22 protein-coding genes are annotated in these 26,085 nt (G+C 59.8%); 12 read left to right on the top strand and 10 right to left on the bottom strand.

Annotated features, from left to right (window positions below; genetic code table 11):
- Window positions 1-59: 59 nt before the first annotated feature.
- The 4 genes from MWR57_RS11265 to MWR57_RS11250 all read left to right on the top strand — a co-directional run bounded on the left by MWR57_RS11265 (window position 60) and on the right by MWR57_RS11250 (window position 4,203).
- Window positions 60-1,127 carry a sulfite exporter TauE/SafE family protein gene (locus MWR57_RS11265; RefSeq protein ID WP_423124991.1) on the top strand — a complete coding sequence of 356 codons (1,068 nt, stop codon included), beginning with the start codon at window positions 60-62 and terminating at the stop codon, window positions 1,125-1,127.
- The gene (locus MWR57_RS11260; protein WP_423124917.1) at window positions 1,120-1,974 is read left to right on the top strand and encodes a universal stress protein; all 855 of its coding nucleotides are present in this window, start codon (window positions 1,120-1,122) and stop codon (window positions 1,972-1,974) included. The genes MWR57_RS11265 and MWR57_RS11260 overlap by 8 nt, the downstream gene beginning before the upstream one ends.
- 135 nt (window positions 1,975-2,109) lie before the next feature.
- Complete coding sequence (locus tag MWR57_RS11255; RefSeq protein ID WP_423124916.1) at window positions 2,110-3,624, top strand: B12-binding domain-containing radical SAM protein; 1,515 nt, start codon at window positions 2,110-2,112, stop codon at window positions 3,622-3,624.
- A 156-nt stretch (window positions 3,625-3,780) separates the two neighbouring features.
- Window positions 3,781-4,203, top strand: a complete 423-nt coding sequence (locus tag MWR57_RS11250) for a universal stress protein (protein WP_423124915.1) — start codon at window positions 3,781-3,783, stop codon at window positions 4,201-4,203.
- A gap of 147 nt (window positions 4,204-4,350) precedes the next feature.
- Here the strand turns inward: MWR57_RS11250 and MWR57_RS11245 are convergent, their stop codons facing one another.
- The 3 genes from MWR57_RS11245 to MWR57_RS11235 form a co-directional block, all read right to left on the bottom strand.
- Entirely contained in the window at window positions 4,351-5,100 is a 750-nt protein-coding gene (locus tag MWR57_RS11245; protein WP_423124914.1) for an energy-coupling factor ABC transporter ATP-binding protein, read from the bottom strand.
- Window positions 5,097-5,909: a cobalt ECF transporter T component CbiQ gene (cbiQ, locus tag MWR57_RS11240; protein WP_423124913.1), complete on the bottom strand. Its 813-nt coding sequence runs from the start codon at window positions 5,907-5,909 to the stop codon at window positions 5,097-5,099. Before cbiQ ends, MWR57_RS11245 begins: the two co-directional genes overlap by 4 nt.
- A gap of 79 nt (window positions 5,910-5,988) precedes the next feature.
- Window positions 5,989-7,014: an energy-coupling factor ABC transporter permease gene (locus tag MWR57_RS11235; RefSeq protein WP_423124912.1), complete on the bottom strand. Its 1,026-nt coding sequence runs from the start codon at window positions 7,012-7,014 to the stop codon at window positions 5,989-5,991.
- Between the two features lie 115 nt (window positions 7,015-7,129).
- Between MWR57_RS11235 and nikR the strand changes: the two genes are divergently transcribed.
- Both nikR and MWR57_RS11225 read left to right on the top strand, forming a co-directional pair.
- Complete coding sequence (nikR, locus tag MWR57_RS11230) at window positions 7,130-7,549, top strand: nickel-responsive transcriptional regulator NikR (RefSeq protein ID WP_423124911.1); 420 nt, start codon at window positions 7,130-7,132, stop codon at window positions 7,547-7,549.
- Window positions 7,550-7,835: 286 nt separating this feature from the next.
- Complete coding sequence (locus MWR57_RS11225; protein WP_423124910.1) at window positions 7,836-8,951, top strand: sensor histidine kinase; 1,116 nt, start codon at window positions 7,836-7,838, stop codon at window positions 8,949-8,951.
- A gap of 110 nt (window positions 8,952-9,061) precedes the next feature.
- On the opposite strand, the gene MWR57_RS11220 is transcribed toward MWR57_RS11225, so the two are convergent.
- From MWR57_RS11220 to MWR57_RS11205, 4 genes are all read right to left on the bottom strand, one after another.
- Window positions 9,062-10,018: a hypothetical protein gene (locus tag MWR57_RS11220; protein WP_423124909.1), complete on the bottom strand. Its 957-nt coding sequence runs from the start codon at window positions 10,016-10,018 to the stop codon at window positions 9,062-9,064.
- Between the two features lie 77 nt (window positions 10,019-10,095).
- A complete protein-coding gene (locus tag MWR57_RS11215; RefSeq protein ID WP_423124908.1) occupies window positions 10,096-12,405 on the bottom strand; it encodes a diguanylate cyclase in 2,310 nt (769 codons plus the stop codon).
- Between the two features lie 182 nt (window positions 12,406-12,587).
- Window positions 12,588-14,948 carry a PAS domain-containing sensor histidine kinase gene (locus MWR57_RS11210; protein ID WP_423124907.1) on the bottom strand — a complete coding sequence of 787 codons (2,361 nt, stop codon included), beginning with the start codon at window positions 14,946-14,948 and terminating at the stop codon, window positions 12,588-12,590.
- Window positions 14,949-15,057: 109 nt separating this feature from the next.
- Window positions 15,058-15,828 (bottom strand): UPF0280 family protein, encoded by a 771-nt coding sequence (locus tag MWR57_RS11205; protein ID WP_423124906.1) that lies wholly within the window; start codon window positions 15,826-15,828, stop codon window positions 15,058-15,060.
- Between the two features lie 121 nt (window positions 15,829-15,949).
- On the opposite strand from MWR57_RS11205, the gene MWR57_RS11200 reads away from it, so the two are divergent.
- Together MWR57_RS11200 and MWR57_RS11195 are read left to right on the top strand one after the other, a co-directional pair.
- Window positions 15,950-16,579 carry a TIGR04282 family arsenosugar biosynthesis glycosyltransferase gene (locus tag MWR57_RS11200; protein WP_423124905.1) on the top strand — a complete coding sequence of 210 codons (630 nt, stop codon included), beginning with the start codon at window positions 15,950-15,952 and terminating at the stop codon, window positions 16,577-16,579.
- Window positions 16,524-17,249 (top strand): TIGR04283 family arsenosugar biosynthesis glycosyltransferase, encoded by a 726-nt coding sequence (locus MWR57_RS11195; protein WP_423124904.1) that lies wholly within the window; start codon window positions 16,524-16,526, stop codon window positions 17,247-17,249. The genes MWR57_RS11200 and MWR57_RS11195 overlap by 56 nt, the downstream gene beginning before the upstream one ends.
- Here MWR57_RS11195 and MWR57_RS11190 read toward each other — a convergent pair.
- Window positions 17,157-17,729 (bottom strand): CvpA family protein, encoded by a 573-nt coding sequence (locus tag MWR57_RS11190; RefSeq protein WP_423124903.1) that lies wholly within the window; start codon window positions 17,727-17,729, stop codon window positions 17,157-17,159. The two genes, MWR57_RS11195 and MWR57_RS11190, sit on opposite strands and share 93 nt — an antisense overlap.
- An 81-nt stretch (window positions 17,730-17,810) precedes the next feature.
- Between MWR57_RS11190 and MWR57_RS11185 the strand changes: the two genes are divergently transcribed.
- Both MWR57_RS11185 and MWR57_RS11180 read left to right on the top strand, forming a co-directional pair.
- Complete coding sequence (locus MWR57_RS11185; RefSeq protein ID WP_423124902.1) at window positions 17,811-18,575, top strand: 4'-phosphopantetheinyl transferase family protein; 765 nt, start codon at window positions 17,811-17,813, stop codon at window positions 18,573-18,575.
- 3 nt (window positions 18,576-18,578) lie between these two features.
- Window positions 18,579-19,259 (top strand): Crp/Fnr family transcriptional regulator, encoded by a 681-nt coding sequence (locus MWR57_RS11180; RefSeq protein WP_423124901.1) that lies wholly within the window; start codon window positions 18,579-18,581, stop codon window positions 19,257-19,259.
- Between the two features lie 152 nt (window positions 19,260-19,411).
- Here MWR57_RS11180 and MWR57_RS11175 read toward each other — a convergent pair whose 3' ends face one another.
- Window positions 19,412-21,526 carry an HD domain-containing protein gene (locus MWR57_RS11175; protein ID WP_423124900.1) on the bottom strand — a complete coding sequence of 705 codons (2,115 nt, stop codon included), beginning with the start codon at window positions 21,524-21,526 and terminating at the stop codon, window positions 19,412-19,414.
- Window positions 21,527-21,728: 202 nt separating this feature from the next.
- On the opposite strand from MWR57_RS11175, the gene rnr reads away from it, so the two are divergent.
- Both rnr and MWR57_RS11165 read left to right on the top strand, forming a co-directional pair.
- Window positions 21,729-24,044 carry a ribonuclease R gene (gene rnr, locus MWR57_RS11170; RefSeq protein ID WP_423124899.1) on the top strand — a complete coding sequence of 772 codons (2,316 nt, stop codon included), beginning with the start codon at window positions 21,729-21,731 and terminating at the stop codon, window positions 24,042-24,044.
- Window positions 24,041-24,826, top strand: coding sequence for an RNA methyltransferase (locus tag MWR57_RS11165; protein ID WP_423124898.1), 786 nt, complete (start codon window positions 24,041-24,043; stop codon window positions 24,824-24,826). The genes rnr and MWR57_RS11165 overlap by 4 nt, the downstream gene beginning before the upstream one ends.
- Window positions 24,827-24,952: 126 nt before the next feature.
- Here the strand turns inward: MWR57_RS11165 and MWR57_RS11160 are convergent, their stop codons facing one another.
- Window positions 24,953-25,909, bottom strand: a complete 957-nt coding sequence (locus MWR57_RS11160; RefSeq protein ID WP_423124896.1) for a magnesium transporter CorA family protein — start codon at window positions 25,907-25,909, stop codon at window positions 24,953-24,955.
- Window positions 25,910-26,085 lie beyond the last annotated feature (176 nt).

Here is a 26,085-nt window from a genome sequence, read left to right as displayed (position 1 = left end):
TCGCCATGAACCAGAAGGTGTTGATCAATCTGGATAAACATGCCGAGGCCGGCAATGTGATGAAGGATATCTCCGTCATGTTCATGGACATGACCGCCAGCAAGCTCATTGCCCTGCTGGTTATCGGCGCTGTTGGCGGCTTGCTCTCCGGCTTCATCGGCTCCGGCGGCGCCTTTGTCATGACCCCGGCCATGATGTCCCTGGGCGTCCCGGGCGCGGTGGCGGTGGCCAGCAACATGTGCCATAAGTTCCCCAAGGCCATGGTCGGCGCTTACAAGCGCTGGAAATACGGCCAGGCCGACATCAAGCTCGGTCTGGTCATGGCCACCACCGCTGTCATCGGCGTGCAGATCGGGATCAAGATCCAGAAATACATCCTGAACCAGTTCGGCGGCGCAGGCTCCAACCTTTACATCAGCGCGGTGTTCATGGTGGTCCTCGTCTTTGTCGGCGGCTATGTGTTTTTCGATGCCTGGAAACTCGCCAGGGGCGGCGGCAAGGAAACCGTAAGCAAGCTGGCCCTGCGCATGCAGAAGATCCAGCTCGCGCCCATGATGCACTTCAAAACCGCCAAAGTGACCATCTCCGCCTGGATCACCATCCCGGTCGGCCTGCTCACCGGCATGCTCGCGGCCACCATCGCGGTGGGCGGCTTCGTCGGCGTCCCCGGCATGATCTATGTAATCGGCGCCTCCGCCGTGGTGGCCAGCGCCACCGAGCTGATCATCGCCTTTGTCATGGGCGCCTGGGGTTCCGTGCAGTGGGGTCTCTCCGGCCTCATTGATATCCGCCTCGCCCTGCTGCTTTTGGCCACCTCCCTGATCGGCGTGCAGCTCGGCGCCCTGGGAACCACCTATGTCAAGGATTACATCATCAAGGTGGTCATGGCTACCACCATGCTCATTGTCGCAGTCAGCCGCGGCGTCAAGATCCCCGGCTATCTGATCGACCTTGAGCTGATGACCCCCATACAGGAAAGCACCCTCGCCCTGCTCGAAGGCATCAGCTTCTGGTCCCTGGTCACAGCCCTGGGTTCCGCCGCGCTCATCATCATCGTGGCCATGATCAAAGGCATGACCGCCGACAGCAGAAGCAAAAAAGCTGTACTGGGCGTAAGCAATGGCTAAGTACCGGAAGATCCTCGTTGCCTACGACGGTTCTCCCTCGGCTCGAAACGCGCTCTCCCTGGCAAGCCAGTTTGCCAGGGAGGACAAGAGCTGGATCAAGGTGCTTGCCGTTGTCCCCCCCTACCAGGGGGACTTGGAGCTCATCGGGGTTTCGGACATTAAAGAGGCTATCGCCGGCCCCGGCCAGGAAATGCTGGCCGAGGCCAGGAACCTTGCGGACCGCGAAGGGATCAGCATCCTGACCAATCTGGAACAGGGCGAGCCATATGAGCAGATCGTCCAGGTCGCGGAAGAAGAGAACTGCGACCTGATCATCATGGGCCGCAGGGGCAAGAACAAGATGGAGCGTGAGCTCATGGGCAGCGTCACTGCCCGGGTTATCGGACACACGAGCAAGGATGTCCTAGTGACTCCGGAAGCCGGCAAGCTCTCCTGGGAGAATATCCTGCTGGCCACGGACGGCTCCACCTGTTGCGACAACGCCCTGGCCCGGGCCCTGGAGATCGCCCAGGAACGGAAGGTAAAACTCAATGCCGTTTCGGTGGTCTATACCAACGACGAATTTTACGCCCTTGGCCAGGAAGTCGTGAAGGAACTGTACCAGGAAGCGGACAAGGTCTTGGACAAAGTGCGAAAATGGGGTGGGGATCTCGGGGTGCAAACGGAACTGTTCGTGCGGGATGGCGAGCCCCATCAGGCCATCAACGCCATGGCGGCGGAAATCTCCGCCACCCTCATCATCATGGGGTCCCATGGCCGGAAAGGGCTGACCCGGTTCCTCATGGGCAGCGTCACCGAACGGGTTATCGGCTATGCGGACTGCCCGGTTTTGATCTGCCACCTGTAAGCGCAAGCTGCCCTTCATCCACACCCTGTTCCCCGCGGGCGCTCATCCGAGCGCCCGTTTTTTTTCAGTGGGCCGAGGCTTCTCGTACAGCTTTGCCCATGGCGCTCCCGCCCGCATTCGGGTATCTTCACTCCCATGCTTCTCATCCATCCCCCAGCCGCCAAGGGTTGCGAACCTCCCGCCGGTATTGCCCGTCTAGCCGGGGCCATCCGGGGCCATGGCCTTCCCTGCACCTTGCTGGACGCCAATCTGGAAGGGCAAATGTTCCTGCTCGCCTCCCCACCCCAGGGCGCGGACACCTGGAGCCTCCGCGCAGGCCGCAATCTCAAGGATAATCTGGCATCCCTGCGCAGCCCGAAACTGTACACAAACCCTTCCCGCTACCGGCGGGCAGTGGCGGATGTCAACCGGGTGCTGGAGCAGGCAGGCCGCAGCCGGAATCTTTCCCTCACCCTGGCCAATTATCAGGAACAGGATCTTTCTCCCTTGCGCAGCGCGGATCTTCTCCGGACTGCCGAGAACCCCGGAGCAAACATCTTCTTTCCCTACTTCGCAACCCGCCTTCCCGCCCTCATCGCGGAAACCCGCCCTGCCCTCATCGGCATCTCCCTGAACTACCTGAGCCAAGCCCCCGTTACCTTTGCCATGGCCGGCTTTCTTAAAAAACAGTATCCGGGGCTGCCCATCGTGCTGGGAGGGGGGCTGGTCACCTCCTGGCTGCGCAACCCGGCTTGGCGCAATCCCTTTGCCGGGCTCATCGATCATTGCCTTGCCGGCCCGGGAGAAGAAGCGCTGGTTCGCCTCATGGGCGCCGATTTTTCTACCGCCCACCAAACCCCTTCCTATTCCGGCCTGCCGCTCGCCGACTACCTGGCCCCCGGCCTTATCCTCCCCTACGCCGCCTCTTCGGGCTGCTACTGGAACAAGTGCCTTTTTTGCCCGGAAAAGGCCGAAGGCAACCCGTACCTGCAGATCCCCCCCGTCACGGTGCTGGCCGATATCGCCGCGCTCAAAGCCGCTGTCCAGCCCAACCGCCCGGCCTTGCTCCATTTTCTCGACAACGCAGTGAGCCCGGCCCTGATGCAGGCCCTGGCCGCCGAACCGCCGGGGCTCGACTGGTACGGCTTTGCTCGCATCACCCCCCTGCTGGCCGATGGGGCCTTCTGCCGGAGTCTGCGCCGCTCCGGCTGCCGGCTGCTGAAACTGGGCCTGGAGTCTGGGGACCAATCCGTGCTGGAGGCCATGAACAAGGGGCAGGATCTGGCCCTGATCGAAAAGGTGCTGCAAACCCTGGCCGAGGCGGGAATCGCCACCTACATCTATCTGCTGTTCGGCACCCCCTCAGAATCCCTTGGGGAAGCGCGGCGGACCATGGATTTTGTGGTCCGCCACCATGCGGCCATCACCTTTCTCAATCTGGCCGTGTTCAACATGCCCATTGGCAGCCCGGAAGCGCCCTTTATGGCGCGCAGCGAATTTTATGGGGGAGATCTCTCCCTATACACCGATTTCGAGCATCCCAAAGGGTGGTCGCGCACGAAAATCCGGCGGTTTCTCGATCAGGAGTTTAAGCGTCACCCGGATATTGCCCGGATTCTCCAGCGCGACCCGCCGATTTTCACCTCCAACCATGCCGCTTTTTTCTGTTAAATGAGCCCGCGCCGATCCGTTGCTTCCGCCCATTCTTTTTTTGTTTTGACAAACTCCCCGGCGATTACGGATAATAATTCAGAAGAGTTCAACCTTTGCCGGGCGACGAAACACCGCCATCGATCCTGTTGGTAAACATCTGAGAGGGAGGATGCTATGTATAAAAAAATCATGGTTGGCTATGACGGCACAAAATTCAGTGATTGCGCCCTGAAGGAAGCGATGGCCATGGCAAAGGGGTCGAGCGCGAAACTCCTGCTGGTGAGCGCCCCGGAAATCGATATCGAATTCCAGGCCATGGCGCCGGACGCACACAAACTGATGGAAAAAAAAGGGCGCGGCGACCTGGACCGGGCGGCGGCCAAGGTTAAAAAGGCCGGACTCACCTGCGAGACCAAGATCGTCGTCTCGACCTCCACCCCGGAAGCACTGGTGGAGACAGCAAAGAAAAGCAAGGTGGATCTGATCGTGCTGGGCACCCATGGCCGCACCGGCCTTGTGCGGCTGCTCATGGGCAGCACCACGGCGTGGGCAATCGGCCATGCCCACTGCAACGTGCTGGTGGTGCGCTGCAAGTAAAGCGTAGCCTTATCCGGCTGAAGAATAAGGAAAGTGATGGCTGTCATAACCGTTCAGCAGTGCCGCAGATGCGCGAAAGAGGTCTGCAAAGTGTGCTATTGCACATGAGCAGGCCGATGACAAAGCAGATGCGGTGCTGCTGGACGGTTAGCGATTGCAAACCGGACACCCTTGCATGGCAAAGGGCTTTTCCAGCCGGCAGGCACCAAGCAGCGCTTCGTCTCGAAAGATATCCAGGGTAGGGCCATCGGCCCGGACCTCGCCTTCGTGCAGGACAATGGTCCGCTCGCACAGCTCCAAGACCATGTCCAGATCGTGACTGGTGAAAATCCTGGTGTGGCGGAAGTTTTTCAAGAGACCCATGAGCTGTCGCCGGGCAAAGGGATCAAGCCCGCTGGTCGGTTCATCCATGACCAGAATGTCCGGTGACATGGCCAGCACTGTGGCGATGGCCACCCGCTTCTTTTCCCCGCCGGAAAGCCGGTATGGAGGCTTGTCGCGCAGATGTCCGGCCCCCACCCGGGCCAAGGCCTCTTGCACCCGCTCTTCCACCTCATCCCCGGTCAGTCCCAAATTCAACGGGCCAAAGGCCACATCGTCAAACACCGTCGGCATGAAGAGTTGGTCGTCCGGATCCTGGAACACCATGCCCACCGTGCGCCGGATCTCAGGCAGAGTGGCGGGGGTCAGGGGAAAATCCCCGATGCGGATAGACCCCTGGCTGGTTGCCAGATACCCGTTCAGATGCAGGAGCAAGGTGGACTTGCCCGCCCCGTTGGCGCCGATGATCGCCACCGACTCGCCATGGGTGATCCGGAAGGAAACACCCCGCAACGCTTCGGTGCCATCGGGATAGACATGACGCAGATCCTTTACCTCGACAATATGATGGCTCATCCTCTCCCCCCTGTAACGATCGTCCCCAGAAGTTGAGAGACATTGATCAGCCTGAAAAAAAGAAACAACCCCGACCAGCCCGCGAGAAACAAGAAATCCCTGGCCCCGAACCGGGTTGTCCGGCGCGGATGGAATTCGCCGGTGAACCCCCTGGCCAGCATGGCGAGATGGATCCGCTCAGCCCGCAGCCAGGTCCGCAAGAGAAGCTGGCTGAGCAACGAACCGTAGGAGCGCCACCCCAATCCTTTTTTGCCAAAAGCACGCAATTCGCGGGCCCGCGCAGTCCGGCCGCCCTCTTCGATGAGCACAAACAGATAGCGGTGAAGAAAAAGGAGCTGCACGGTAAATATCCGGGGCATTCCCAACTGATCCAGGGCATGGCAGATCGCGGGAAATCCGGTTACTGCCACCAGGATGAGGGCGGCCCCGACCGTGAGCGTTGCCCGCACCATAATCGAAGCAAGGGAGAGCCACCCCCCGCTGACCGCAAGGGGACCGAGACGAATCAGCACCGTCTGATCAAAAAGGGGATTGAACATGCCCACCATCAGGGCAAAGGGAAGAACCACCAGGATTTTCCTGGCGATATGGCGAACCGGCAGATTGCCGAGCGCCATGATCACCGCCGGGTACAGAAAAAACGGAAAGAGTGCTGCCAGTTCGTATTTTCCAAAGGAAACCACCGCCAGGATGAATGCCAGGGTCACCAGCACCTTGGCCCTGGCATCGATCCGATGCACGGACGTATCCCCGTTGGCCAGCAGATCAAGCTGCCTGAATTCCGTTATTGCTCCGGCAATGGAGGCCATCCGCCTCTCCTAAAAAAGAGGGGAAGAGGCCGTGCGCCTCCTCCCCGTGTTTGCGCGATTTCCAGACTTTCCTGCCGTCTCAGGCCACCTTTCCCTGCCTTCTTCGCAGGAGCAGGCCGCTCAACAAGGCCATGGCCAGGGTGAGCAGGCCGCCGACAACCCCGGCCACGCTGGAGCCCAGGGAACTTTCCTGCCCTGCCTTGTTTTCCGGTTGTTGCCCGGATTGTTTAAACGTATAATCCGGCAGAAAGGCGATTGAGGCCTGAAACCCGGCAAGTCTGGCATGCAGCCCTTGTTCCGGCCCAGCCAATTCTTCGGCGCCGGTGACCTTGGCAATGGCCCATTCCAACCCATCGGGATTTTCCGAGGCAAACCAGGAAACAAAGCCGCCGGTCAACAAAGCTGCGCCGAGAAAGAGTGCCAGAACCTTGCGCAAAGGGGTTTGGCCGAGGAGGCGAGCCTGCTGGACGCTCTCGATGATCTCCGGCCTGGCTTGATATACAAAGGAAACCACCGCGGCGGTCACCAATCCCTCGACCACGCCGATGGCCAGATGGATGGGCTGCATGAGACCGGCAAAGGCGGCTAGAGGCAGCGCGGAAATGCCCGAAGCCACCGTTTCAAGGACCACGGCAAAGGCGCCCAGTTGGAGGCCGACGATGGCGGCAACCATGGCGGCCACGGTTATCCGGGTTGTGCTCGGCGCGCTGCCGACCAAGGGCTTATAGATGAAGGGGTAGGCGATACAGGCCGGCAGAACCCCGAGGTTGAAGATGTTGCAGCCCAGGGCCAGCAACCCGCCGTCGGCAAAAAACAGCGCCTGCACCACGAGAACCGAGGCAATGGTGATACAGGCTGCGGCAGGCCCGAGCAAAACCGCCAGCAGAAGACCGCCGCCGAGATGGCCGCTGGAGCCGGTGGCCGGAATGGTGAAGTTGATCATCTGCGCCGCAAAGATGAAGGCGCCCAGGACGCCCATGAGGGGCGCCTTGCCCCCGTCCATTTCCTGGCGCAGCTTTCGGGAACAGTATATGATGGCGCCGGCGGAAGCGGCCCACATGGTCCCGCCGACCGCGGGGGATAACAACGCGTCTGCCATGTGCATGGGTTTCTCCTTGTTTGGGCTACATGCCAGGTGGGTAGCACGACATTTTTTATGGTAACACGATCTAGGTACAATATCTCGGAATAGGTGTCAACATATTTTAAGGAGCAACCACATGGGAAAAACCATCCGTTTCGGAATCTCGCTCGACGAAAGTCTCCTGGAAAGCTATGACCGGCTCATCGAGGCCAAGGGCTATATGAACCGCTCCGAGGCGATCCGCGACCTGATCCGCTCGGCGCTGGTGGAGGAGAAATGGGCGGCCGGCGATGCGGAAGTGGTGGGCACCGTCACCCTGGTGTACAACCACCATGTCCGCGATCTTTCCGACAAGCTGACAGAGCATCAGCATGCCCACCACGACCGGGTTATCTCGGCGCTCCATGTGCATCTCGACGCGCATAACTGCCTGGAGGTCCTGGTGGTGCGGGGGATGGTGGGAGAGGTGAAGCGGATCGCCAACGAACTCATCGGGGTAAAAGGGGTCAAGCATGGCCAGTTGGTCATGACCACCACCGGCGAGGAGCTTCACTAAGAGTTTGTCCGTAAATAATCTTTTCAGGAATCGCGCCGGATTGTGAGACGGATTTGGGCGGGACGATTGCGCAAAAACACAGGCATAGCAGCGCTCCGGCGAGGATTTTGCGATTGAGAAGCGGCCACCGGCGGCCACAAGCCGGATGCGAGCAGCAAAGATTTATTTACGGACAAACTCTACGGGCCGGGCCATGCGGGAAGCAGTAATTCTTTGACAGGCTTTCGGTTGCCGTTATATCCTGAGCCAAAGAAGCGGAGCCAAAATCCCTACACAGGAACCCTTTATGCCCAAGACCGTGCTCTTTGTCGATGACAACCCGGTGATCCTCAAAACCATCGAACTGGCCTTTGCCAAAGAGGAGTATACCCTACTCCTGGCCGGCAACGGGGAAGAAGCCCTGCGGCTGGTGGGGGAGGCTTCGCCCCAGGTCATTGTCAGCGACCTGCGCATGACCGGCATGAACGGGCTGGAGTTTCTCCACCGGGCCCGCGAGAAAAACCCGTTTTTTGTGGGGATGATCTTCACCGCCTACCTGGACATCGACAGCATCATGCAGGCGGTCAGTGAGGAAGCGGTCTGGCGCTATATCACCAAACCCTGGCAGGACAACCGGGAACTGGTCATGGCCGTGCGCAACGGTTTCCAGTACCATGAGGCCATGAGCTTCCGCCGCCTGGCCGCGGAACAGCTCCAGCGGGCGGAGCGCCTCGCGGCCCTCGGCCATCTCGTGGCCGGAATTTCCCACCAGTTCAACAATATCGATGTGGGCATCCTGGGTTATGTGCAGTTGGCCCTGCTCCATAAGGATTTGCCCGCCGAGGTCCGCGAACATCTGGAGCAGGTGCGGGTTTGCGCCAGACGAGGCACGGAAATCATCAAAGAGTTGGTCACCTTCAGCGACCAGAGCGCCCAATGGGGTTTTACCTTCGGCAGCCTGACGGATACGGTGATCGAGGCCCTTTCCTTCTGCCGCAAAGAGCTGGATGCGGAAGGCATCCAGATCGAAACCGAGTTTGCCGAGGAGTGCAACGCGGTGCTCAATTTCGGCCTGGTCAAGCAGTTGGTCATGAACCTGATCCGCAACGCCGCCCATGCCACGCTGGGAAAAGAGACGCGCATCGTCCGCATCGAAACCGAAAGGCAGGACGAAAATATTTTTGTCCGGGTCACGGATAACGGCTGCGGCATTTCCAAGGAATACCTGCCCAAGATCTTCGACCCGTTTTTCACCACCAAAGGCGCCCAGGCCGCGCCAGGCTCCACGCAATCCGGCGTTTCCGGGGTCGGCCAGGGCTTGAGCCTCAGCCAGACCGTGGCCCAGGCCCATCGCGGCGCGATAACGGTGCAGTCAACCCCGGGCAGCGGCTCATGTTTCACCTTCACCCTGCCCATGTCCTAGCCGCCGTCAGACGACAAAATCGATCTCCTGCACCATTCCCGCTCCGCCGTTTTCCTCCAGAAAAATCGAGGTTTCCCGAAGCTGTCCCTGCAACCCGTTTGCCCTGTTTTTCAAGGCAAACGAGGTTTCCACCGGGCGGAGCAGAATGGCGCCGACATTTTTTGCGCAAGGGTGGCCAGCGACTCATTTCCTGCCTCCTCCCGCATCCATACTCGCAACTGGTCATACAGCGGATCGTTTTCATCAAGCCAGCCGTTGTTGTCGCTGTCCAGCCGGGCCAGTTCGGCAAAGCCATTGCCGCTGGCCGGGCCGAAAAGCTCCAAGCCGTTGTTGATCCTACCGTCGCCATTGCGGTCAAAGGCCAAAAACCCGTTGCCCGGGGCAAGGCCTGAGATCTGCTCGCTCGTGCCGTCCCCATCAAGGTCAAAAGCGAAGCGCATATCGCTGAGCGCCGCCGCCTTGCCGGTGAAGTTGATCACCAACGGATCAATCAGCAGGGCGTCTCCCCCCCGAATCCGCACATTGCTCGTGGCCGCAAAGTCCCGGCGCATGGCAAGCTGGAGCTGAAAATCAATGGTCTGCCCGTCAACGGTTACAACCTGACCCCTTGCGGAAAAATCGAGGGACTCCTGCTCGGTCGTTGTTTCCGCGAGGTCGTATTCAAGCCCCCATCCCTGGCGGGCTGGCGGGGATTCTTCCGGGCTGGTGCCCTGTGGCGGAATTCCGGGATCTTCAGAGGAGAGGGGCGCAAAGCTGGTGATGCGAATCTTTCTGCCGGTGAGCGCCTCCAAAATAAGGCGCATGGTGGTCAGCTTGGGGTCTTCCGGCGGAGAAGCATCCGGTGGCGGAGCTTCAACAGCTCCTCCGCCCAGCAAGGATTGGGACACCGCTTGTTCACGCTGCCTGGCCTCGGCGGAGATCCGCACCTGGGCAGCCGGCAACTCTTCTTCCCCGGCGAAGACAGGCCGTTCATTGCCCACCCAGAACCGGAGAGACTCGTTCCTGTTCTGCTCTTCGTGCAAAGCGTGGGCGCTTGTCAGACTGACTCCGGCGGCAGCAATCTTCATGACGAAAACCTCCTGAAAATGATGTTGGCTTTTCAGGATACGTTTCGGCTTGCGGGAAGAAAAAGTTTAAAATTCAATCAGGCAACAGGGTTGGCTTGCCCGCCGTTGCCGGCGCCCTTCTTCTTACGGAGCTTGCTTTCGTACATCAACCCGTCGGCCCGGGTCATGACCTGCCCAAGGGTTTCGTCCTTTTTAAGCCGGACCACGCCAAAGCTGATGGCAACGGAAAAGGGGAGATCACCGCTCCTGTTTTCCTGGAGGATGTTGCTCTCCAACCTGGAGAGAATGGCCTGCTCACTGTCCGTTTCCGGCTTGCAGGAGATAAATACGGCAAACTCATCACCGCCCAGGCGGGCAATGATATCCGCCTCGCGAAAGGTGCTCCTTAAGAGCGAGGCCGTGGTGGCAAGGGCCAGATCCCCGGTCTCGTGGCCGAGGCGGTCATTGATCTCTTTCATGTTGTCCAGATCGGCAAAAATCAGGAACATGTCATGGTCTGCCCGCAGGGCGTTGCCCATTTGCTTCTCGGCCAGGGTCAGGAAGCCGCGCCGGTTGAAAAGCCCGGTCAACTCATCGGTGATGGCGATCTCCCGGAGGTGTTGCTCCAGTTCCTTGTAACGGGAGATATCCCTGAAATCCTCGATGATCCCGATAATCTCGCCGTTGATGTCACGGTAGGGAGTGGCGGTGACGGCGCATACGAGACTGCGGCCCGACGGCAAAACCTTGACCAGCTCGGATTCCAGCCGCCGGGGATTAGCAAGGATCTGAGACATGGGGCACTGCCCGGTCTGGCAGGCGGCGCCGGCAAAAGCCTCGTAGCATTTCCTGCCCACAACCTCCTGCTCGGTCAGGCCGGTGAGTGCAAAAAAGGTCTTGTTGGCCCGCAGAACCGTGTTGTCCAGACCCACCACCCGCATGCCATTGGCCGCGGTGTTGAAGATCTGGTCCAGCTCGGCGTGGGATTGTGCAATCTCCGCCGCGCTCCGCTTCTGCTCGGTGATATCCACGGCGGAACCGATGACCCCGGCAACCTTGCCCTGTTCATCAACAAACGGAGCTTTAACCACCAGCAGGTCGCGGCTGGTTCCGTCCGGAAAAACCAGATGCTGTTCTTCCTGCTGCCGGTGGCCGCAGACCATGACCTTGCGGTCCAGGGCTTGTTGCTGGGCCACGGCTTCCGGGCTGACAAGGGAATCGGTGCGCTGGCCGATGATCTTCTCCCTGGGCAGGCGCAAGAGATCGACCACGGCCTGGTTGCAGTTGAGCAAAACGCCATCGCGGTCCTTGAGGGTGATGGGGATGGGGATGGTCTCCATGAGCTGCCGCTGAAAATTGAGTTGCCCGGCGATCTTCCGGGTGGTCCTCAGGTGCAGGCCGAACAAGAGAACAAGCAGCACCGACGCCAGCAGAAGCGCAAGCAGATACCCATGCCGGATGTGCGCCAGGGGCAGCTCCACACCGTAGGAGACCAGAAACCCGGCGATCCGGCCATCGATCTCGACAACCGGCAAAAAGACCACCAGATAATCCTGGCCGTCGAGCAGGACGGTTTGAGTAAAGGGCTTGCCCGCCGCCAATTTTCCGGAAATCTTCGGCCTGATCTCCGTGTTGATCCGGGCTATGAGACCGGGGGCCAGATGTCCGGCATGCCGGTGCTCGGCCGCCTCGGCAACGAAATCGGCCTTTTCCTGAAGATAGCCGTCCACCAGGGTGGAACCCGCATAATTTTTCAGTCCTTCCTGGGTAAGCCTTTCCACGAGAAGGTCTTTTTTCAGGAGCAGAAAATATTCCTCCGGGTAGATATCCCGCAAGGCCTTGCTGATCACATAAAAAGGCTCGCTGATCTCCACCGTCCCCAGATGTTTCCCCTCTTTTTGCAATGGAAAAACATGGCGGAAGGCATGGTAGTCGCGGCCCACCTCAAACCCTTCGACAAAATGTTTTTCGCTATTGGCAAGGCGGACAGAAGGACGGACAGTGAAAAGTTCATCGCCAAATTCCTCCGGCAGATGCATCCGCAAAAAACTGACGCCATCGGCGCCGTGATAGTGCACCTGCCGGAAATATTCCTGGCCAAGATTGCGGTATGAAGGCAGAAGCAGGGCGTACAAGGCGGTGCGCAACCGGTCGCGCTCTACTCCGCTGGCCTCGACACCCTGGGCAAAAAGAGCAACGGCCTCGGGGTTCATGAAAATTTCCCGGGCCGTGAAGCGGGCAAGCCGGCCGAAACAGGCGATATTGGAGGCGTATTGCCCTTGGTGGTGCACGAGCACGTTTTCCACATACCTTTGTTCGGCTCGCTCTTTTCCCCAAAAGAGCAGTCCGGAGAGCACGGTCTCGACACAGACGAAAACAACGAGATACACTATATTTTTTCTAGTCATACAATTCCTAGGTGTTCCTGTGTCCAGCTCCATGGGCGGAACACAGGAAAAAAACGACACCCTTGGCAGCCGCCTCAACCCTCTGCGGCTGGGCCATTTCAGCCTGCGCCCCATGCCTTGGGCAAGAAGGGGCGGCAATTACTCTCAAAAAAAAAAAACAGGGGAACAGGGCTCGCATCTGTTCACCGCCCGTTTTTCCCTGTGTCGAGCACCCTTCTGATTGTTTCACTCATCTCTTTTCGCAGAACAGGCTTCAGGAGAAAGGCGTCAATCCCCAACGCCTTGGCCTTGGCCTCATCCATGACCAGACTGAATCCCGTGCAGAGGACGACCGGGATATCCGGCCGGATTTTTTTCAACTCCAGCACCAGTTGATCGCCGGTCATGTACGGCATGGTCTGGTCGGTAATGACCAGATCAAAGCCCTCGGGAGAAAGGCGAAAAACCTCCAAGGCCTCAACGCTGCTTGTTTTCGCGGTGACATGGTAGCCGTGGAACTCGAGCATCTTCTGCATGGAATCGACAATTTGCGGCTCGTCGTCCACCAGCAAAAGCCGTTCATCGCCGGTGACCGGCGCGGTGCTCAGGATGGAGCTCAATCCCTCTTCGGCTTTGCCCAGGACGGGAAAATACACCTGAAAGGACGCCCCCTGCCCGGGTTCACTGTACACCCGGATATCTCCCCCGTATTTCTTCACGATCCCCAGCACTACGGCAAGGCCGAGTCCGGTCCCCTCCCCGTGTTTGCGCGTGGTGAAATAGGGATCAAAGATCCGCTCCATGGTGGCCTGGTCCATGCCCGGCCCGGTATCGCTCACGGTGAGAACAAGGTACGAACCTGGAAGCAGCCTGCGGTCCAGGGAGTCTCCCGAGCCGATCTCCACCTGGGACAAGGTCACCTCCATGAGCCCGCCCTTGTCCCGCATGGCATGGTAGGCATTGGTGCACAGATTCATGACGATCTGGTGGATCTGGGTAGGGTCGGCAAGGATGGTGACGCCCTCGGCCTCCAGCCGTTGCGTGATCTCGATGGTGCTGGGCAGCGAGGCCTTCAGCAGCTTGAGGGATTCCTTGACCACCGGGACGATCTGAACCGGGCAGATCTCATGCTCCCGCTCCCGGCTGAAGGTCAGGATCTGTTTCACCAGTTCCTTGGCCCGATTGGCGGCCTTGTACACCTCCTGCAAATTCTGCCAGTTTGCGCTGCCCGGAACCTCGGTGGCCATGACCATGTCCGTGTAGGCAATGATCGGCACCAGGATATTGTTGAAGTCGTGGGCGATGCCCCCGGCCAGGGTGCCGATGGCTTCCATCTTCTGGGTCGTGCGGATCTGGGTTTCCAGCTCGGCCTTTTCCTGATCCGCCCGTTTGCGGGCGGTGATATTGGTGGCGACCTCCATTCGGACATATCTGCCGTCGGTCCATTCGATGGCCTGATCCCGGCATTCATACCACTGGTTGTTCGCCGTGTTTTGAAACTCCCAGACATGAACGCCGGTCGGCCTTCCCTCCTTATCCAGCAATCTGTCGTTGGTGCAGAAGGCACACGGCCCTGTCTGCCCGGTTTGCAGGGCCTGCCAGCAAATCTGCCCCGCAATCTCCCCCCAGATCTCCCGGCCATATCTGTTCACGAAAAGAAGCTCATGGGTTTCAAAATCGGCGACATATACCAAGGCATCCAGGCTGTCCACCAGGGTCTTGAACCGCTGCTGGGCATTGAACGTCTCCGTCTCCAGGCGGGTGCGTTCGGTAACATCCCTGATAACCGCACCGAAATTGACCTCCCCCTCCGAAACCCAGATGGAAACATTCAGCTCCAGGGGGAATTCGCTCCCGTCCTTACGCCTGCCGGCAAAAGCAAAAGCCTTTCCCGTGTGCGGCGCCAAGTCCGAAACCACAAAGTTCTTCAGGCTCAGACGATGGCTTTCCCAATATCGTTCGGGCATGAGAATGGTCAGCGGCTTGCCTTCCAGCTCTTTTTCCCCATAGCCGAACATCTTTTCCGTGGCGCCGTTGACCGAAAGAATATTTCCCTGGGCGTCGGCAATCACGATTGCATCATACGAGGCATTGACAAGGGAGCGGAACCGCTCTTCGGATTTCCGCAAGGTTTCGATCTGATGCTCCAATTCGCGGTTCAACCGCTTGTTTTCTTCCAGGGATCTGGAAAGATTGGGCAAGATCAGCAATTTTGGCAAAAGCGGGAAAAGCAACAGAGCCGTGACGATGGAGATAAGGGCCGTGACCGCCTTGACAAGCCCCTCCTCCCAATAGGAGGGGACATAAATCGTCCAGGCGGCGAAAAAATGCGTGAGGCCGCAGGCAAGAATAAAGACACCAAAGAGAAGAAACAGCCAGAAAAAAGGAAGATCGCGTCTTTTGGCAACCAGAAAAAAGAGCATGGCAGCGATGAGAAGATAGGCCAGGCCGGTGACAACATCCGACCCGGCATGGAGCCAGAGCAGGGCCGGATCCCAGACAAGGCAATAACCGTGCGGCATGAATTCCGTTGCCCCGGTTAATTGTTCCAGAAAATCACGCATCGACAATGCCTTTCCCTTGGGAAAACCCCTCTGCGCCCCCCTCCATGGCGGGCAGCGCTTTCATTATACAAAGTATCATACTCAGCCGGGGGGAAAAGATAAAAAGGATTCAACCCCCCAGCGGCACCAGCTCCACCTCGCCCCAGGCGCCCAACTCCTCACCCCGGATGATGACCACCCCCAAAATCCCCGCTATGGCGGAACCCTTGCCAAGGGCAGGTTCAAGCCCCTGCCCCGGCTGAACCATGTTGCCGACCAGGGTGGCCACCGCATCGGCCAGGGCGGTATCCTTGGCCAGCACCGTAACGGCATCGGCCTCGCCCAGACTCAGGGAATGGCCCACGGTGCCGGAGGAGGTGCAGATGCCGAGGGGCATGCGGCTGGCCGGAATCTTCAACCCCACCCGGTTGCTGAGCGGCGATGATCCGGCAAAGATCCCGGCCACGCTTTCCTGGTTGCGGCAACAATAAATATCGCCGCCGTTTTCCACCACCACCTCCCCTGCGCCCGCAGCCAAAAGATCCAGCCCGACATATTCGGCCATGGCCCCGGCCACCGCGGCCATGGGGCCGACCTCCGCCGCCTGGCCCGCAGCGAGCATGGTTTTAACAATGGGCGGGGCGGTGGGATCGAGGGGCAGGGGGGAGAGAGATGTTACAAATTCCGGATGGTGCGCAATGTAGCCTTCCAGTTGACCGCGATACCGGAACACCGCCGCCGTGGCCTCTTGACGCAGGTCTGTGCCGGAAAGGATATGCAAATCCGTTTCCCGGATCCGCACCTCGAAACTGACCAGCCCGCCAGGCGCGACACGGCTCCGGTAGATTCTTTTCCGGTAGGAACATGGGTCCGGACGTTTCTTTTTTCTTTTGACGGTCACGGGATGGCTGGTATGGTGATGGGTTGTTGGGGAAGGATCTTGGTGGCAAGTATAGCGGAGAACAGACCCTGCGGCAAGGATGTTCCCATCAGTGCGTCTCGGCCCGGAGAGTGAACGAAAAATGGAGAAATCCAGACAGGCGCGGCTCATTCTTTTTACCCGGTATCCCGAGCCGGGACGGGCAAAAACCCGGTTGATCCCGGCCCTGGGAGCCGAGGGCGCGGCCGCGCTGCAACGGCGGATGAGCGAAACGATTGTCGCCCGGATGGTCCGGTTTGCGGGGAACTATCCGGCGGGCCTGGAGATTCGCTACACAGATGGGAACCAACAGGCCATGGCGGCCTGGCTTGCCAACGACATCCCCTGCCTGGACCAGGGCGAGGGCGGCTTGGGCGACCGGTTGCGCCGGGCCTTTGCCCACGCCTTTGCCCAAGGCAACCGCCAGGTGGTGGTTATCGGCGCCGATTGTCCAGGCCTTGGCCCCGTTCATTTTGCCCAGGCCTTTAAAGCCTTGGAATCCCAGGATCTGGTGCTCGGCCCGGCCATGGACGGGGGATATTATCTGGTCGGCCTCAACCGACCGGCCCCCGCTCTTTTTGCCGGGATCCCCTGGGGCACCGGCGAGGTCTTGGCCGCAACCCTGAAACAGGCGCACGAACTGAATCTTTCCACCCACCTTCTGGAACCCCTTGCCGATGTCGACCGACAGGAAGACCTACGACATTTCCATTGTCATCCCGACCCTCAATGAGGAGGGCTGCCTCGGCGAAACCCTGGCCGGGCTGACCGGACAGCCGGGAGTGGAGGTGATTGTCGCCGATGGCGGCAGCCAGGATGCAACCGCCGGTCTGGCCATGACCGCCGGGGCCAGAGTGATACAGGCGCCGCAGGGACGCGGCTGGCAGCAGAACGCAGGGGCGCGGGCGGCGCGCGGCAGGGTGCTCCTCTTTCTCCATGCCGACACCAGATTGCCCGAAGGTTTTGCCGCGCACATCCACCTAGCCTTGGGGCAGCCGGGGGTCGTGGCCGGAGCCTTCCGTTTCGCCGTTGCTGCCGCAGGCTGGCGCTTCCGGCTCCTGGAATATTGCGCCAATTGGCGGGCCGGTTGGCTGGGGCTCCCCTATGGCGACCAGGCGCTGTTTCTCCCCGCCGCCCGGTTTCAGGCAATGGGAGGGTTTCGGGAGCTGGCCCTGCTGGAAGATCTTGAGTTGGTGCTCCGCTTGCGGAAAATGGGGAGGATCGCCCTGCTCGCAACCCCGGCTCTCACCTCAGCCCGGCGCTGGCAACGGTTGGGACTGGTGCAGACAACCGCGGTGAATCAGCTTATTTTATTTGGTTTTTATTGCGGGTTCAATCCGGACCGGCTTGCCCGCTGGTATGGCAAGGTCAGGGCGGCCGATGGCAGGCTCCCTGGGCAGTAGATGGCGCTGCAAATTCCGGTCGGGGACAGAGGCAAGCAGGAAGCCCGAACTTTTAAACAGATAAGGCGAGGTCAGGGAACTGGTCATCAGCGGGTTGGAGTCCGCCAGCAGCCCGGACATCACCATGAAGAGAACGGTCACCACCACTCCCGCCTTGACCAGACCGAAGAGGCCGCCCATGAACCGGTCAAACCAGCCGAGAAGCGAGAGGCTCATGACCTTTTTGAGCACATACCCAATGGCCAGGACTCCCAAAAAAACCGCGATAAACAGCAGGGCGTAGGTCACCAGGAAAGAGATTTGCGGCGAAGGGATAAGGAAAGAAAGGCGCGGGCTTATCTGTTCGTAATACCGTCCGGCAAAAAGGTAGCCGAGAATGAGCGCCGCCAAGGAGGCCAACTGGCGAATGAAGCCGATCCAGATGCCGCGCACAAGAAAGATGAGCATGATGGCGATGACGCCGAAATCAATTGCAGTCATGGTTGACCCCTGAGACATATTATCTAATCCTTACAAAAACTTACGGACAAGAGCAAGGATTTTTATCCTAAGGAGAGAACAATGGCGTTGGCCCAAGCCATTTTTGAGGAATACCGGCAGGAGTGGCAGCACCACTTTGCCCCGGCAACCCAATTGCGGCTGGGAGCGGTGCGGCTTGCCGCCCTCGCGGACCAGCAGTCCGGGGAGGCGCATGCCTGCCTGAACGCGGACGAAATGGCGCAATGGGAGGGCTTTCGCCTGAAAAAAAGGCGGCTTGAGTGGCTGGGAGGACGAATGGCGGCCAAATGGGCGGCGGCGGCGATCCTGGGTGAATCCCCGGCAGCGTGGCCGGAACTGGCTATCCGAACCGAACAAGATGGCCGCCCCTGCGTGGCGGCCGGGGCGCACCCTGCGCCGCCCTTCATCTCCATCTCCCACAGCGGGCCGCTGGCCGCGGCCCTGGCGGCAAATCTCCCCTGCGGCCTTGACATCCAGCAACCCGGCGACAAAATCCTCCGGGTGAAGGAATGCTTTGCCGGTGCGGGAGAGGAAGATATCCTGAAGGCCTCGCTGCCCCTCTCTTTTTCGGAAACGGAGCGACTCACCATGCTGTGGACGGCCAAGGAGGCAATGCGCAAGATGGTCCGGATCACCCCCCTGCTCGGCCTGCTGGAAATTCGTTTGCTTGCAAGCCTCGGCGGACAAGGCACTCCGCACAACCCGTTGGCGCTGACTGTTACCCCGGGCAGAGCGGAGAGTTTTTGCCCTGCGCACACTACCGTGCTCTGTTTTTTTACGGACAACCTGGCCTGGGCCTTGACGTGTCCGCCCGCCAGAAAGGAGTAACCCATGGAACTCATGTCTTTTCTCAAACAGGTTCCGTTGTTTGCCGGCCTGACCCCCGAGCAGTATGACGAGCTGACCATGATCATCACCCTCCAGGACTACGCCCGCGGGCAAAGCATCTTTGCCGAAGGCGATCCGGGCGCCGGATTTTATGTGGTCATGGAGGGATTGGTCAAGATCTACAAGCTTTCCATGGAGGGCAAGGAGCAGATCCTCCACATCTTCGGGCCTGGGGAGCCCTTTGCCGAGGCCGCCGTTTTCATGGGCTCGACCTTCCCGGCCCATGCCCTGGCTCTCGAAAAAAGCCGAACCCTCTTCATCCCGCGCCGCGCCTTCACCGACTTGATCCGGACCAATCCGGCCCTGGCCATGAACATGCTGGCCACCCTGTCCATGCGGCTTAAGAAGTTTGCCCACCTGATCGAGGATCTCTCGCTCAAAGAGGTGCCGGGGAGGGTGGCGGCCCACATCCTGTTCCTCAGCACCCAGCAGGGGGACAGCGACACGGTGAAGCTCAACATCGGCAAGGCCCATCTGGCCAGCCTGCTGGGCACCATCCCGGAAACCCTCTCCCGCATCCTGACCAAGCTCACAAAACAGGGATTGATCAGCAGCGAAGGAGCACAGATCACCATTTTAGACCGCGACGGCCTGGAGGATCTGGCCATGGGGGAGAAGCTGTAGAGCAAGGAAGCGGCACACAAACGACCTGCTTGGTGCAGAAAAATGTAGTAACCTGTTCAGCAGCGGTGCAGATGCTAGGAAGAGGTCTGCGAAGTGTGCTTGTCGCACACGAGCAGGCCGATGACAACGCAGATGTGGTGCTGCTGAACAGTTTACTGTTCCAGCCCGAACTCAAAGGCCATCCCGGTCTTGCCCAGGTGAACAAGGATATTCTTGAGCCCCTGCAGGGTGTCGACCTGAAAGTTGATCTGCCAGGCCGAGGTGCGCGACGGCTGGCTGGAAAGCAGTTCGATCTCGCTGATCCGCATCTCTTCCGGGGCCACGCCCAGCATCATGAGAACGCGGTTGCGGGACGGGGCCTCCAGAATGAGGATGCTCTGCGGCTTGGGCACCAGGGTCTCCTTGAGCCGCCAGCGCACCTCCACCACATCCTCCCGCTGCACCTGCAGGGAGGTAATGGTGGCGCATTCCTTCTGATGCACGGAAAGCCCCCGCTCGCTGAGCAGGCCGTACAGCCCTTTTTCCGTGGGCACCGGATTGCAGCAACGGGAAAACTTGATGCAGGCCGGATCCAGGGTGGCAAGCTCGATGCGGTTCAGGCTGCCGGTGGGGGGCTGCAGGGTTTCCTTTCCCGCATACAGGCACGTTTTGATTTCGTTGATGAGTTCCCGCAACCGGAACCTCCCCTCGCCCAGGCCAAGAAAAAGCTCCGGCAGCTCCCGTGCCCCGAGGGGACCCATGATGCTTGCCATGCCAGGATTTTCAAGAATCTCATAGGGCAACCCATAGCGCTTGAGTTCCTGGCGGAGGATACTCTCGCCGATCATGCTGGCCAGACTCTCCCGCCGTTGGCGGAACAGTTTGGAAAGCTCCGCCCGGGCCCTGGGGGTCTGGCACCGGTGCTGGATGTCCGGTTCAAAACGCACCGGCTCCTTCTGGCAGATGATCTCCACCTGATCGCCGTCTTCGAGGAGGGCGTCGGGCGCCACCTGCCGCTTGCCGATCCTGGCCATGATGCAGCGTTTGCCCACATCGGTATGCACCTTAAAGGCGAAATCCAGCACGATGCTGTGGGCTGGCAGCTCAACAGGGTCGCCCTTGGGGGTATAGGTGTAGATCGCCTTTTTGCCGCTAACCGCGATCATCTCCCGGTAGGAGAGATCCTCGTCCGTCCCCAGGATGTCGAGCATCTCCCGCAGTTCCACCTCGAAACTGGAAGGCACCTTCTTGTGGGCAAACCATTCCCGCACCAGGCCGGTGCGGGAGGAGGTGGTCATTTCGGTGGTGCGGATCTTGAACAGGTAGTTGCGCCCCTTGATATTGGCGCGGACATGCAGGCTCTGGTAGCCGGTGGCCTTGGGGTTGGCGATGAAATCCCGGATGGTGCGCGGGATGGGCGGATAGTTCTGGTTGATGACCCCGAGAATGCGGTAGCAGGTTTGGATATCGTTGGTAACGATGATGAATTCCAGGGGGTTGGCGATGGTTTTGTGCAGCACCTTCTGGGCCGGATCAAAGTAGGCCCACAGCCCCTTGGGGTTGAGGCGAATCTCGTGGGTGATCCACACCTCCTGCATCCGCTCCTCAAGGGTGCGCTTGATGACCAGCACCTCCTCGCTCATCTGCAGCCGCTTGATGGCAGCCAGCACCTTCTGGCTCTGCCGGGGAAATTTATACATCAGGGCCAGGGTGTAGAGCTCGCGCTTGATGGAGTTCAAGCCCATGACCTTGGCCAAGGGCGCGTAAATGTCCAGGGTTTCCTCGGCGATCTTCTGCCGCTTGTCCTTGGGCATGGAGCCCATGGTCCGCAGGTTGTGCAAGCGGTCGGCCAGCTTGATCAAGAGAACCTCAAGATGGGCCGCGGCCCCGGAAAAAAGCTTGCGGTGGACCAGCTTGTAAAAGGTCTGCTTGTTTCCGGAAAAATTGGCGATCTTGGTGCAGGCATCGACGATGATCTCGATGTTCTTGCCGAAGATCTCGCCGATCACCTCGCTGGTCACCTCGGGCACATCCTCCACCGTGTCGTGGAGCACGGCCGCGGCCAGCAGCTCCGGGTCGCGGATGTCCAGTTCCTCAACCAGGATTTTCGCCACCTGGAGGGGATGGCTGACATAGGCCTCGCCGGACTTGCGCCGCTGGTCTTGATGGGCGGAAACCGCAAAGGAGAGCGCCTTCCAGAAGATCTTGGCCGGACCTTCCTGCCCGCCGAGAATCTGCTCCATGCGCTCGCAATAGGCGGCTATGTTGAATTTTTTGGAAGGGGCCATGGATGGTCGTTGTCTTTCTTGTCCGGTCATGGGTAAATGGGATGCCCTGTCCCTGTAAATACGCTATAATCACAGTTGTCAGGTTATCTTATAAGGGTATTTCGTTCTTAGCCCTTGTGCAATGATTTTCCATTTCTTTAAAAAAATAGCGTCGCTATCCAGCGTGATGCCGGACCGAGACAAAAACCATACGAGGCACGCCGTGACACAGAGAAGAAAAGTTTTCCGCAGCAAACAGGGGCGGCCGGGAAAGCGGCAGCGCGAGGGCGGCAAACCGGTGCGGCATCACCAGGAAGCACGATTTGAAGGCGAGATCCTGGGCCGGCTCTACATGGCGGAGATGCCGCTTTCCGCGCCCGAGCTTTTCGCGGCCCTGGGGTTGAGCAAGAGCCACCGGCAGGAGGTGCTGGGGGTGTTGGATGATCTCTGCCGCCGCAAGATTCTTTCCTGCAAACGGGACGCCTTTTCCCTGCGCACAAGCGTAGAGCTGTTTGCCGGCCCGATCAGCGTGACCACCAAGGGGTACGGCTTTGTCGCGCCCACCGAGGCCCCGGCCGAACTGGAGATCGACCAGGACGTCTTTATCCCGCCCGGCATGCTGGGCGGCTCGGCCCACAACGACAAGGTGCTGGTCCAGTTGATGAGCCGCCGCCAGGGCCGTTACGAAGGCCGGGTGGTCGCGGTCCTGAGCCGGGCCACCACCCGGCTGGTCGGAACTTACATGGCCGGAGGCAACACCGGGTTGGTGACCCCGGAGGACAGCCGCTTCCCCTACAACCTGATCATCCGCAGAGAGGACAGCCGGGGGGCAAAAAACGGCGACGCGGTCCTGGCCGAGGTCACCTCCTTTGCCGCCGGGCAGCGCAATCTGGACGGCATCATCCTCGAGGTGCTGGGCAATCCCAAGGACATCCAGGTGCAGACCGAGATGGTCATCCGCAAGTTCGATCTGCCCCATTTCTTCACCCAGGAGGTGACCAGCCAGGTTGAGGGGCTGGATCCGGAGGTGAAAATGACTGCCGGGCGCACCGATCTGCGCACGATAACCCATGTGACCATCGACGGGGAAACTGCCCGCGACTTTGACGATGCCGTGGCCATCGAGGTGCTGAAAAAGGGGTATCGGCTCTATGTCTCCATCGCCGATGTCAGCCATTATGTGCGGCCGCAAACCCCGGTGGATGTCGAGGCCTACCAGCGCGGCACCAGCGTCTATTTCCCCACCCGGGTCATCCCCATGCTGCCGGAGCGGCTGTCCAACAACCTCTGTAGCCTGGTGCCGGGCGAAGACCGCTACACCTTCACCGCCATGCTCGATTTCGACGAGCACGGTAACCGGTTGGCCAAACGGTTCATGAAGAGCATCATCCGCAGCAAATACCGCCTCACCTACACAAAAGTCAAACAGATCCTCGTGGACAAGGATGCGGCGGTGCGCAGCCAGTACGAAGACATGGTGGAGGATCTGGAACGCATGGGCCAACTGGCCCTGAGCCTGGAAAAGCAACGAACAAAACGGGGGAGCATCGGTTTTGAACTCCCGGAGCCCTTGATCGTCCTGGGCGAGGACAACACCGTGCAGACCATCAAACGCAGCGAGCGCAACCAGGCGCACAAGCTCATCGAGGAATTCATGCTCGCGGCCAACGAGGCGGTGGCCGAGGCGTTGGAACAGGGCAAGATCGACTCCCTCTACCGTATCCACGAAGCGCCCGACCCGCTCAAGGTGGCGGAGTTCACCGAGTTTGCCCAGAGCATGGGGCTTGCGGTGGACGACGGCGGGGGCTCGCCCCAGTGGTTCGGCAAGGTATTGAGCATGGCGGCGGGCACCCCCCAGGAGTACATCATCAGCAATCTTTTGCTGCGCACCATGCAGCAGGCCCGCTACTCCCCCCACAATCTCGGGCATTTCGGCCTGGCCGCCACCCACTACACCCATTTCACCTCCCCCATCCGCAGGTACCCGGACCTCATGGTCCACCGGGCCCTGGCCGCGAGCCTGCAAAAAAAGGGGCGGGAAAAGCCCGGCCCCGAAGCGGTGTCCACCGAGGAATCCGGCACCTTTCTCTCCAAGCGGGAACGGGTGGCGGTGGAGGCGGACCGGGAGATGGTGGAGCGGCTTCAGGCCCATTTCATGGCCGACAAGATCGACGAGACCTTTGAGGCCATTATCTCCGGGGTCACGGCCTTCGGCTTGTTCGTCGAGCTGACCGAGGTCTTTGTCAACGGCGCCGTGCCCATCACCGAGATGCGCGACGATTATTACGAACTGGAGCAGGGCCGCCACCGGCTCATCGGCCAGCGGACCAAAACCGTCTTCCAGATCGGCGATCTGGTGCGGGTGCGCCTTACCAGCGTGGAGATTCCCAGGCGGCGGATCAATTTCAGCGTGGAGGAAAAATTGGCCCGGGCCACGGATTTGGCGCAGGCTGCCCCAAAAAAACGCACGCCAAGCCAGGCCAAGCCCCGGAAAAAATCCGTGGCCCAACCAAAGAAGCGGCCTGCTCCAGACAAATGAACGAGGCGGTGCAGGATACGGTGCGGGAACTGATGGGTCAGGCGGCCATCGTCCTGGTCTCCCCAAAGTTTGCCGAGAATGTCGGCTCCGCCGCGCGGGTTGCGGCGAACATGGGGATTGGCAGGCTCATCCTCGTCTGCCGGGAAGTACCGGACCGCGAGAGGATGCTCACCCTGGCCACCGCCAAGGCAGCCCATCTCATCGACACCCTGGAACACCACCGGGAGCTGGGGGAGGCCCTGGCCCCCTTCGGCTGGGTGCTGGGCACCTCGGCCCGCCAGGGCCGGAAGCGGACCACGGTCAACAGCCCCAGGCAGCTCATGGGCGAGGTCCTGCCCCAGCTCAAGAACAACCGGGTCGCCCTGCTCTTCGGCCCGGAAGACCGGGGGTTGGCCAACGAGGAGCTCCGCTACTGCAACCAAATCACCACCATCCCCACCGTTGATTTTTCCTCCCTCAATCTGGCCCAGGCAGTGGCCATCCTCTGCCACGAACTCCATTACAGCGTTCTGGACGCAGTGAGCCGCACCGCCTTTCCCGTCTCGGCCCCAAAGCAGGGCGACAAACAGGAGCTTGAGGCGATGTTCGGCCATGTGGAAGAAACGCTTGCCACCATCGGCTTCTTGAAAAAGGGGGAGGATGATTACTGGATGAAGAGCATCCGCCAGTTTCTCGGGCGGATCGGTTTGAAGTCAAAGGAGATCAAGATCATCCGCGGGGTCTGCAGACAACTGCTCTGGCAGGACAGACAAAAATCCCCTGGCAAAGGGAAAAGCGAATAGCGCGGAACCGGAAAGGGCCGGTAACTGTTCAGCAGCGCCGCAGATGCGCGGAAGAGGCCTGCGAAATGTGCTAGTGCACATGAGCCAAGCCGATGACAAAGCAGATGTGGTGCTGCTGGACAGTTACTAAAACATCCGTTTCTTCCAGAGGACATATCCGGCCACGCCGGTGAGCGACATGGAGCACAGCAGCACGTACCAGAACCCAACCTGCTGATCCAGAAAGGGAACGCCCACGTTCATGCCCCAGAAGCTGGCGATCATGGTCGGGATGGAGAGAAGGATGGTCACCGAGGCGAGCAGCTTCATCACCTGGTTGAGATTATTGGAGATCACCGAGGTGAAGGCATCCATCATCCCGCTCAGGATGTCGGAGTACATCTGCACCATCTCAAGGGCCTGACGGTTTTCAATAATGGCGTCCTCGAGGATGTCCTCATCCTCTTCGTACTGCGGCAGCAAATGCTGCAGGGCGCTGTTCTTCCTAAGCCGCAGCAGCCGCTCCAGAACCAGGCCGTTGGAGCGCAAGGCCACCGTGAAGTAGGTAAGGCCCTTTTCCATGTCGAACAGCCTGAAAACCTCCGCATTGTTCATCGATTTACGCAAATGCCGCTCGATTTCGTCGGTTTGGCGGTTGATCTGATGGATGAAGCGCAGATACACCTTGGCGGTCTTGTAGAGAATCTGAAAAAGAAAGCGGGTGCGCTTGCCGGTGTTGTAATAGGCCGGGGCCCCGGGGCCGACGATGTTTCCGGGCAGGATCTCGGTTTCTTCCAGCGAGACGGTAATGACCTGGTCCGGAGTCAGGATAATGCCCAGCGGCAGGGTGTCGTACATGTCCGGCCCGCGCAGCACCGGAAAATTGGTGAGCACCAGCAGGCAGTTGTCTTCGATTTCGATACGGGAGCGTTCTTCCGAGTCCAGCGCGGCGCGGAGCAAGTCTTCCGGCACTCCGGTGGAGGTGGAAACCGTGCTGATTTCCTCCGAGGTCGGGTTGACCATGCGGATCCAGGATCTTGGCACAGGCCCGCTGTCCGTGACGATCTGCAACTGATGATCAAAGCGTTTGTACACGGTAAGCATGTCGGTACGCCTCCTGTCCGGGGCGGAATTTTATCCGGCCAGCATCTCATTTTTATGGGCCGCCCAGCGGCAACTCCGGAAACACAACAGCCGCTCGCTTGAGTTGACGGGAGAGGAGACAGAGAGAAGGCGACAAGAAAATCAGGGGTCCACACCGCCACGATACAATTCAAACC

The sequence above is a fragment of the Hydrosulfovibrio ferrireducens genome, from assembly GCF_046883345.1.
Lineage (GTDB): Bacteria > Desulfobacterota > Desulfobulbia > Desulfobulbales > Desulfurivibrionaceae > Thiovibrio > Thiovibrio ferrireducens.
The sequence above is the reverse complement of the archived record's forward strand: the minus strand, read 5'-3'. Positions and strand labels throughout refer to the sequence as shown.

What these genes read in the sequence shown, in the direction of transcription:
- MWR57_RS11265 (WP_423124991.1), top strand. Translation starts at nt 60, where the DNA reads ATGAAGGATATCTCCGTCATGTTCATGGACATGACCGCCAGCAAGCTC.
- MWR57_RS11260 (WP_423124917.1), top strand. Translation starts at nt 1,120, where the DNA reads ATGGCTAAGTACCGGAAGATCCTCGTTGCCTACGACGGTTCTCCCTCG.
- MWR57_RS11255 (WP_423124916.1), top strand. Translation starts at nt 2,110, where the DNA reads ATGCTTCTCATCCATCCCCCAGCCGCCAAGGGTTGCGAACCTCCCGCC.
- MWR57_RS11250 (WP_423124915.1), top strand. Translation starts at nt 3,781, where the DNA reads ATGTATAAAAAAATCATGGTTGGCTATGACGGCACAAAATTCAGTGAT.
- MWR57_RS11245 (WP_423124914.1), bottom strand. Translation starts at nt 5,100, where the DNA reads ATGAGCCATCATATTGTCGAGGTAAAGGATCTGCGTCATGTCTATCCC.
- cbiQ (WP_423124913.1), bottom strand. Translation starts at nt 5,909, where the DNA reads ATGGCCTCCATTGCCGGAGCAATAACGGAATTCAGGCAGCTTGATCTG.
- MWR57_RS11235 (WP_423124912.1), bottom strand. Translation starts at nt 7,014, where the DNA reads ATGCACATGGCAGACGCGTTGTTATCCCCCGCGGTCGGCGGGACCATG.
- nikR (WP_423124911.1), top strand. Translation starts at nt 7,130, where the DNA reads ATGGGAAAAACCATCCGTTTCGGAATCTCGCTCGACGAAAGTCTCCTG.
- MWR57_RS11225 (WP_423124910.1), top strand. Translation starts at nt 7,836, where the DNA reads ATGCCCAAGACCGTGCTCTTTGTCGATGACAACCCGGTGATCCTCAAA.
- MWR57_RS11220 (WP_423124909.1), bottom strand. Translation starts at nt 10,018, where the DNA reads ATGAAGATTGCTGCCGCCGGAGTCAGTCTGACAAGCGCCCACGCTTTG.
- MWR57_RS11215 (WP_423124908.1), bottom strand. Translation starts at nt 12,405, where the DNA reads ATGACTAGAAAAAATATAGTGTATCTCGTTGTTTTCGTCTGTGTCGAG.
- MWR57_RS11210 (WP_423124907.1), bottom strand. Translation starts at nt 14,948, where the DNA reads ATGCGTGATTTTCTGGAACAATTAACCGGGGCAACGGAATTCATGCCG.
- MWR57_RS11200 (WP_423124905.1), top strand. Translation starts at nt 15,950, where the DNA reads ATGGAGAAATCCAGACAGGCGCGGCTCATTCTTTTTACCCGGTATCCC.
- MWR57_RS11195 (WP_423124904.1), top strand. Translation starts at nt 16,524, where the DNA reads ATGTCGACCGACAGGAAGACCTACGACATTTCCATTGTCATCCCGACC.
- MWR57_RS11190 (WP_423124903.1), bottom strand. Translation starts at nt 17,729, where the DNA reads ATGACTGCAATTGATTTCGGCGTCATCGCCATCATGCTCATCTTTCTT.
- MWR57_RS11185 (WP_423124902.1), top strand. Translation starts at nt 17,811, where the DNA reads ATGGCGTTGGCCCAAGCCATTTTTGAGGAATACCGGCAGGAGTGGCAG.
- MWR57_RS11180 (WP_423124901.1), top strand. Translation starts at nt 18,579, where the DNA reads ATGGAACTCATGTCTTTTCTCAAACAGGTTCCGTTGTTTGCCGGCCTG.
- MWR57_RS11175 (WP_423124900.1), bottom strand. Translation starts at nt 21,526, where the DNA reads ATGGCCCCTTCCAAAAAATTCAACATAGCCGCCTATTGCGAGCGCATG.
- MWR57_RS11165 (WP_423124898.1), top strand. Translation starts at nt 24,041, where the DNA reads ATGAACGAGGCGGTGCAGGATACGGTGCGGGAACTGATGGGTCAGGCG.
- MWR57_RS11160 (WP_423124896.1), bottom strand. Translation starts at nt 25,909, where the DNA reads ATGCTTACCGTGTACAAACGCTTTGATCATCAGTTGCAGATCGTCACG.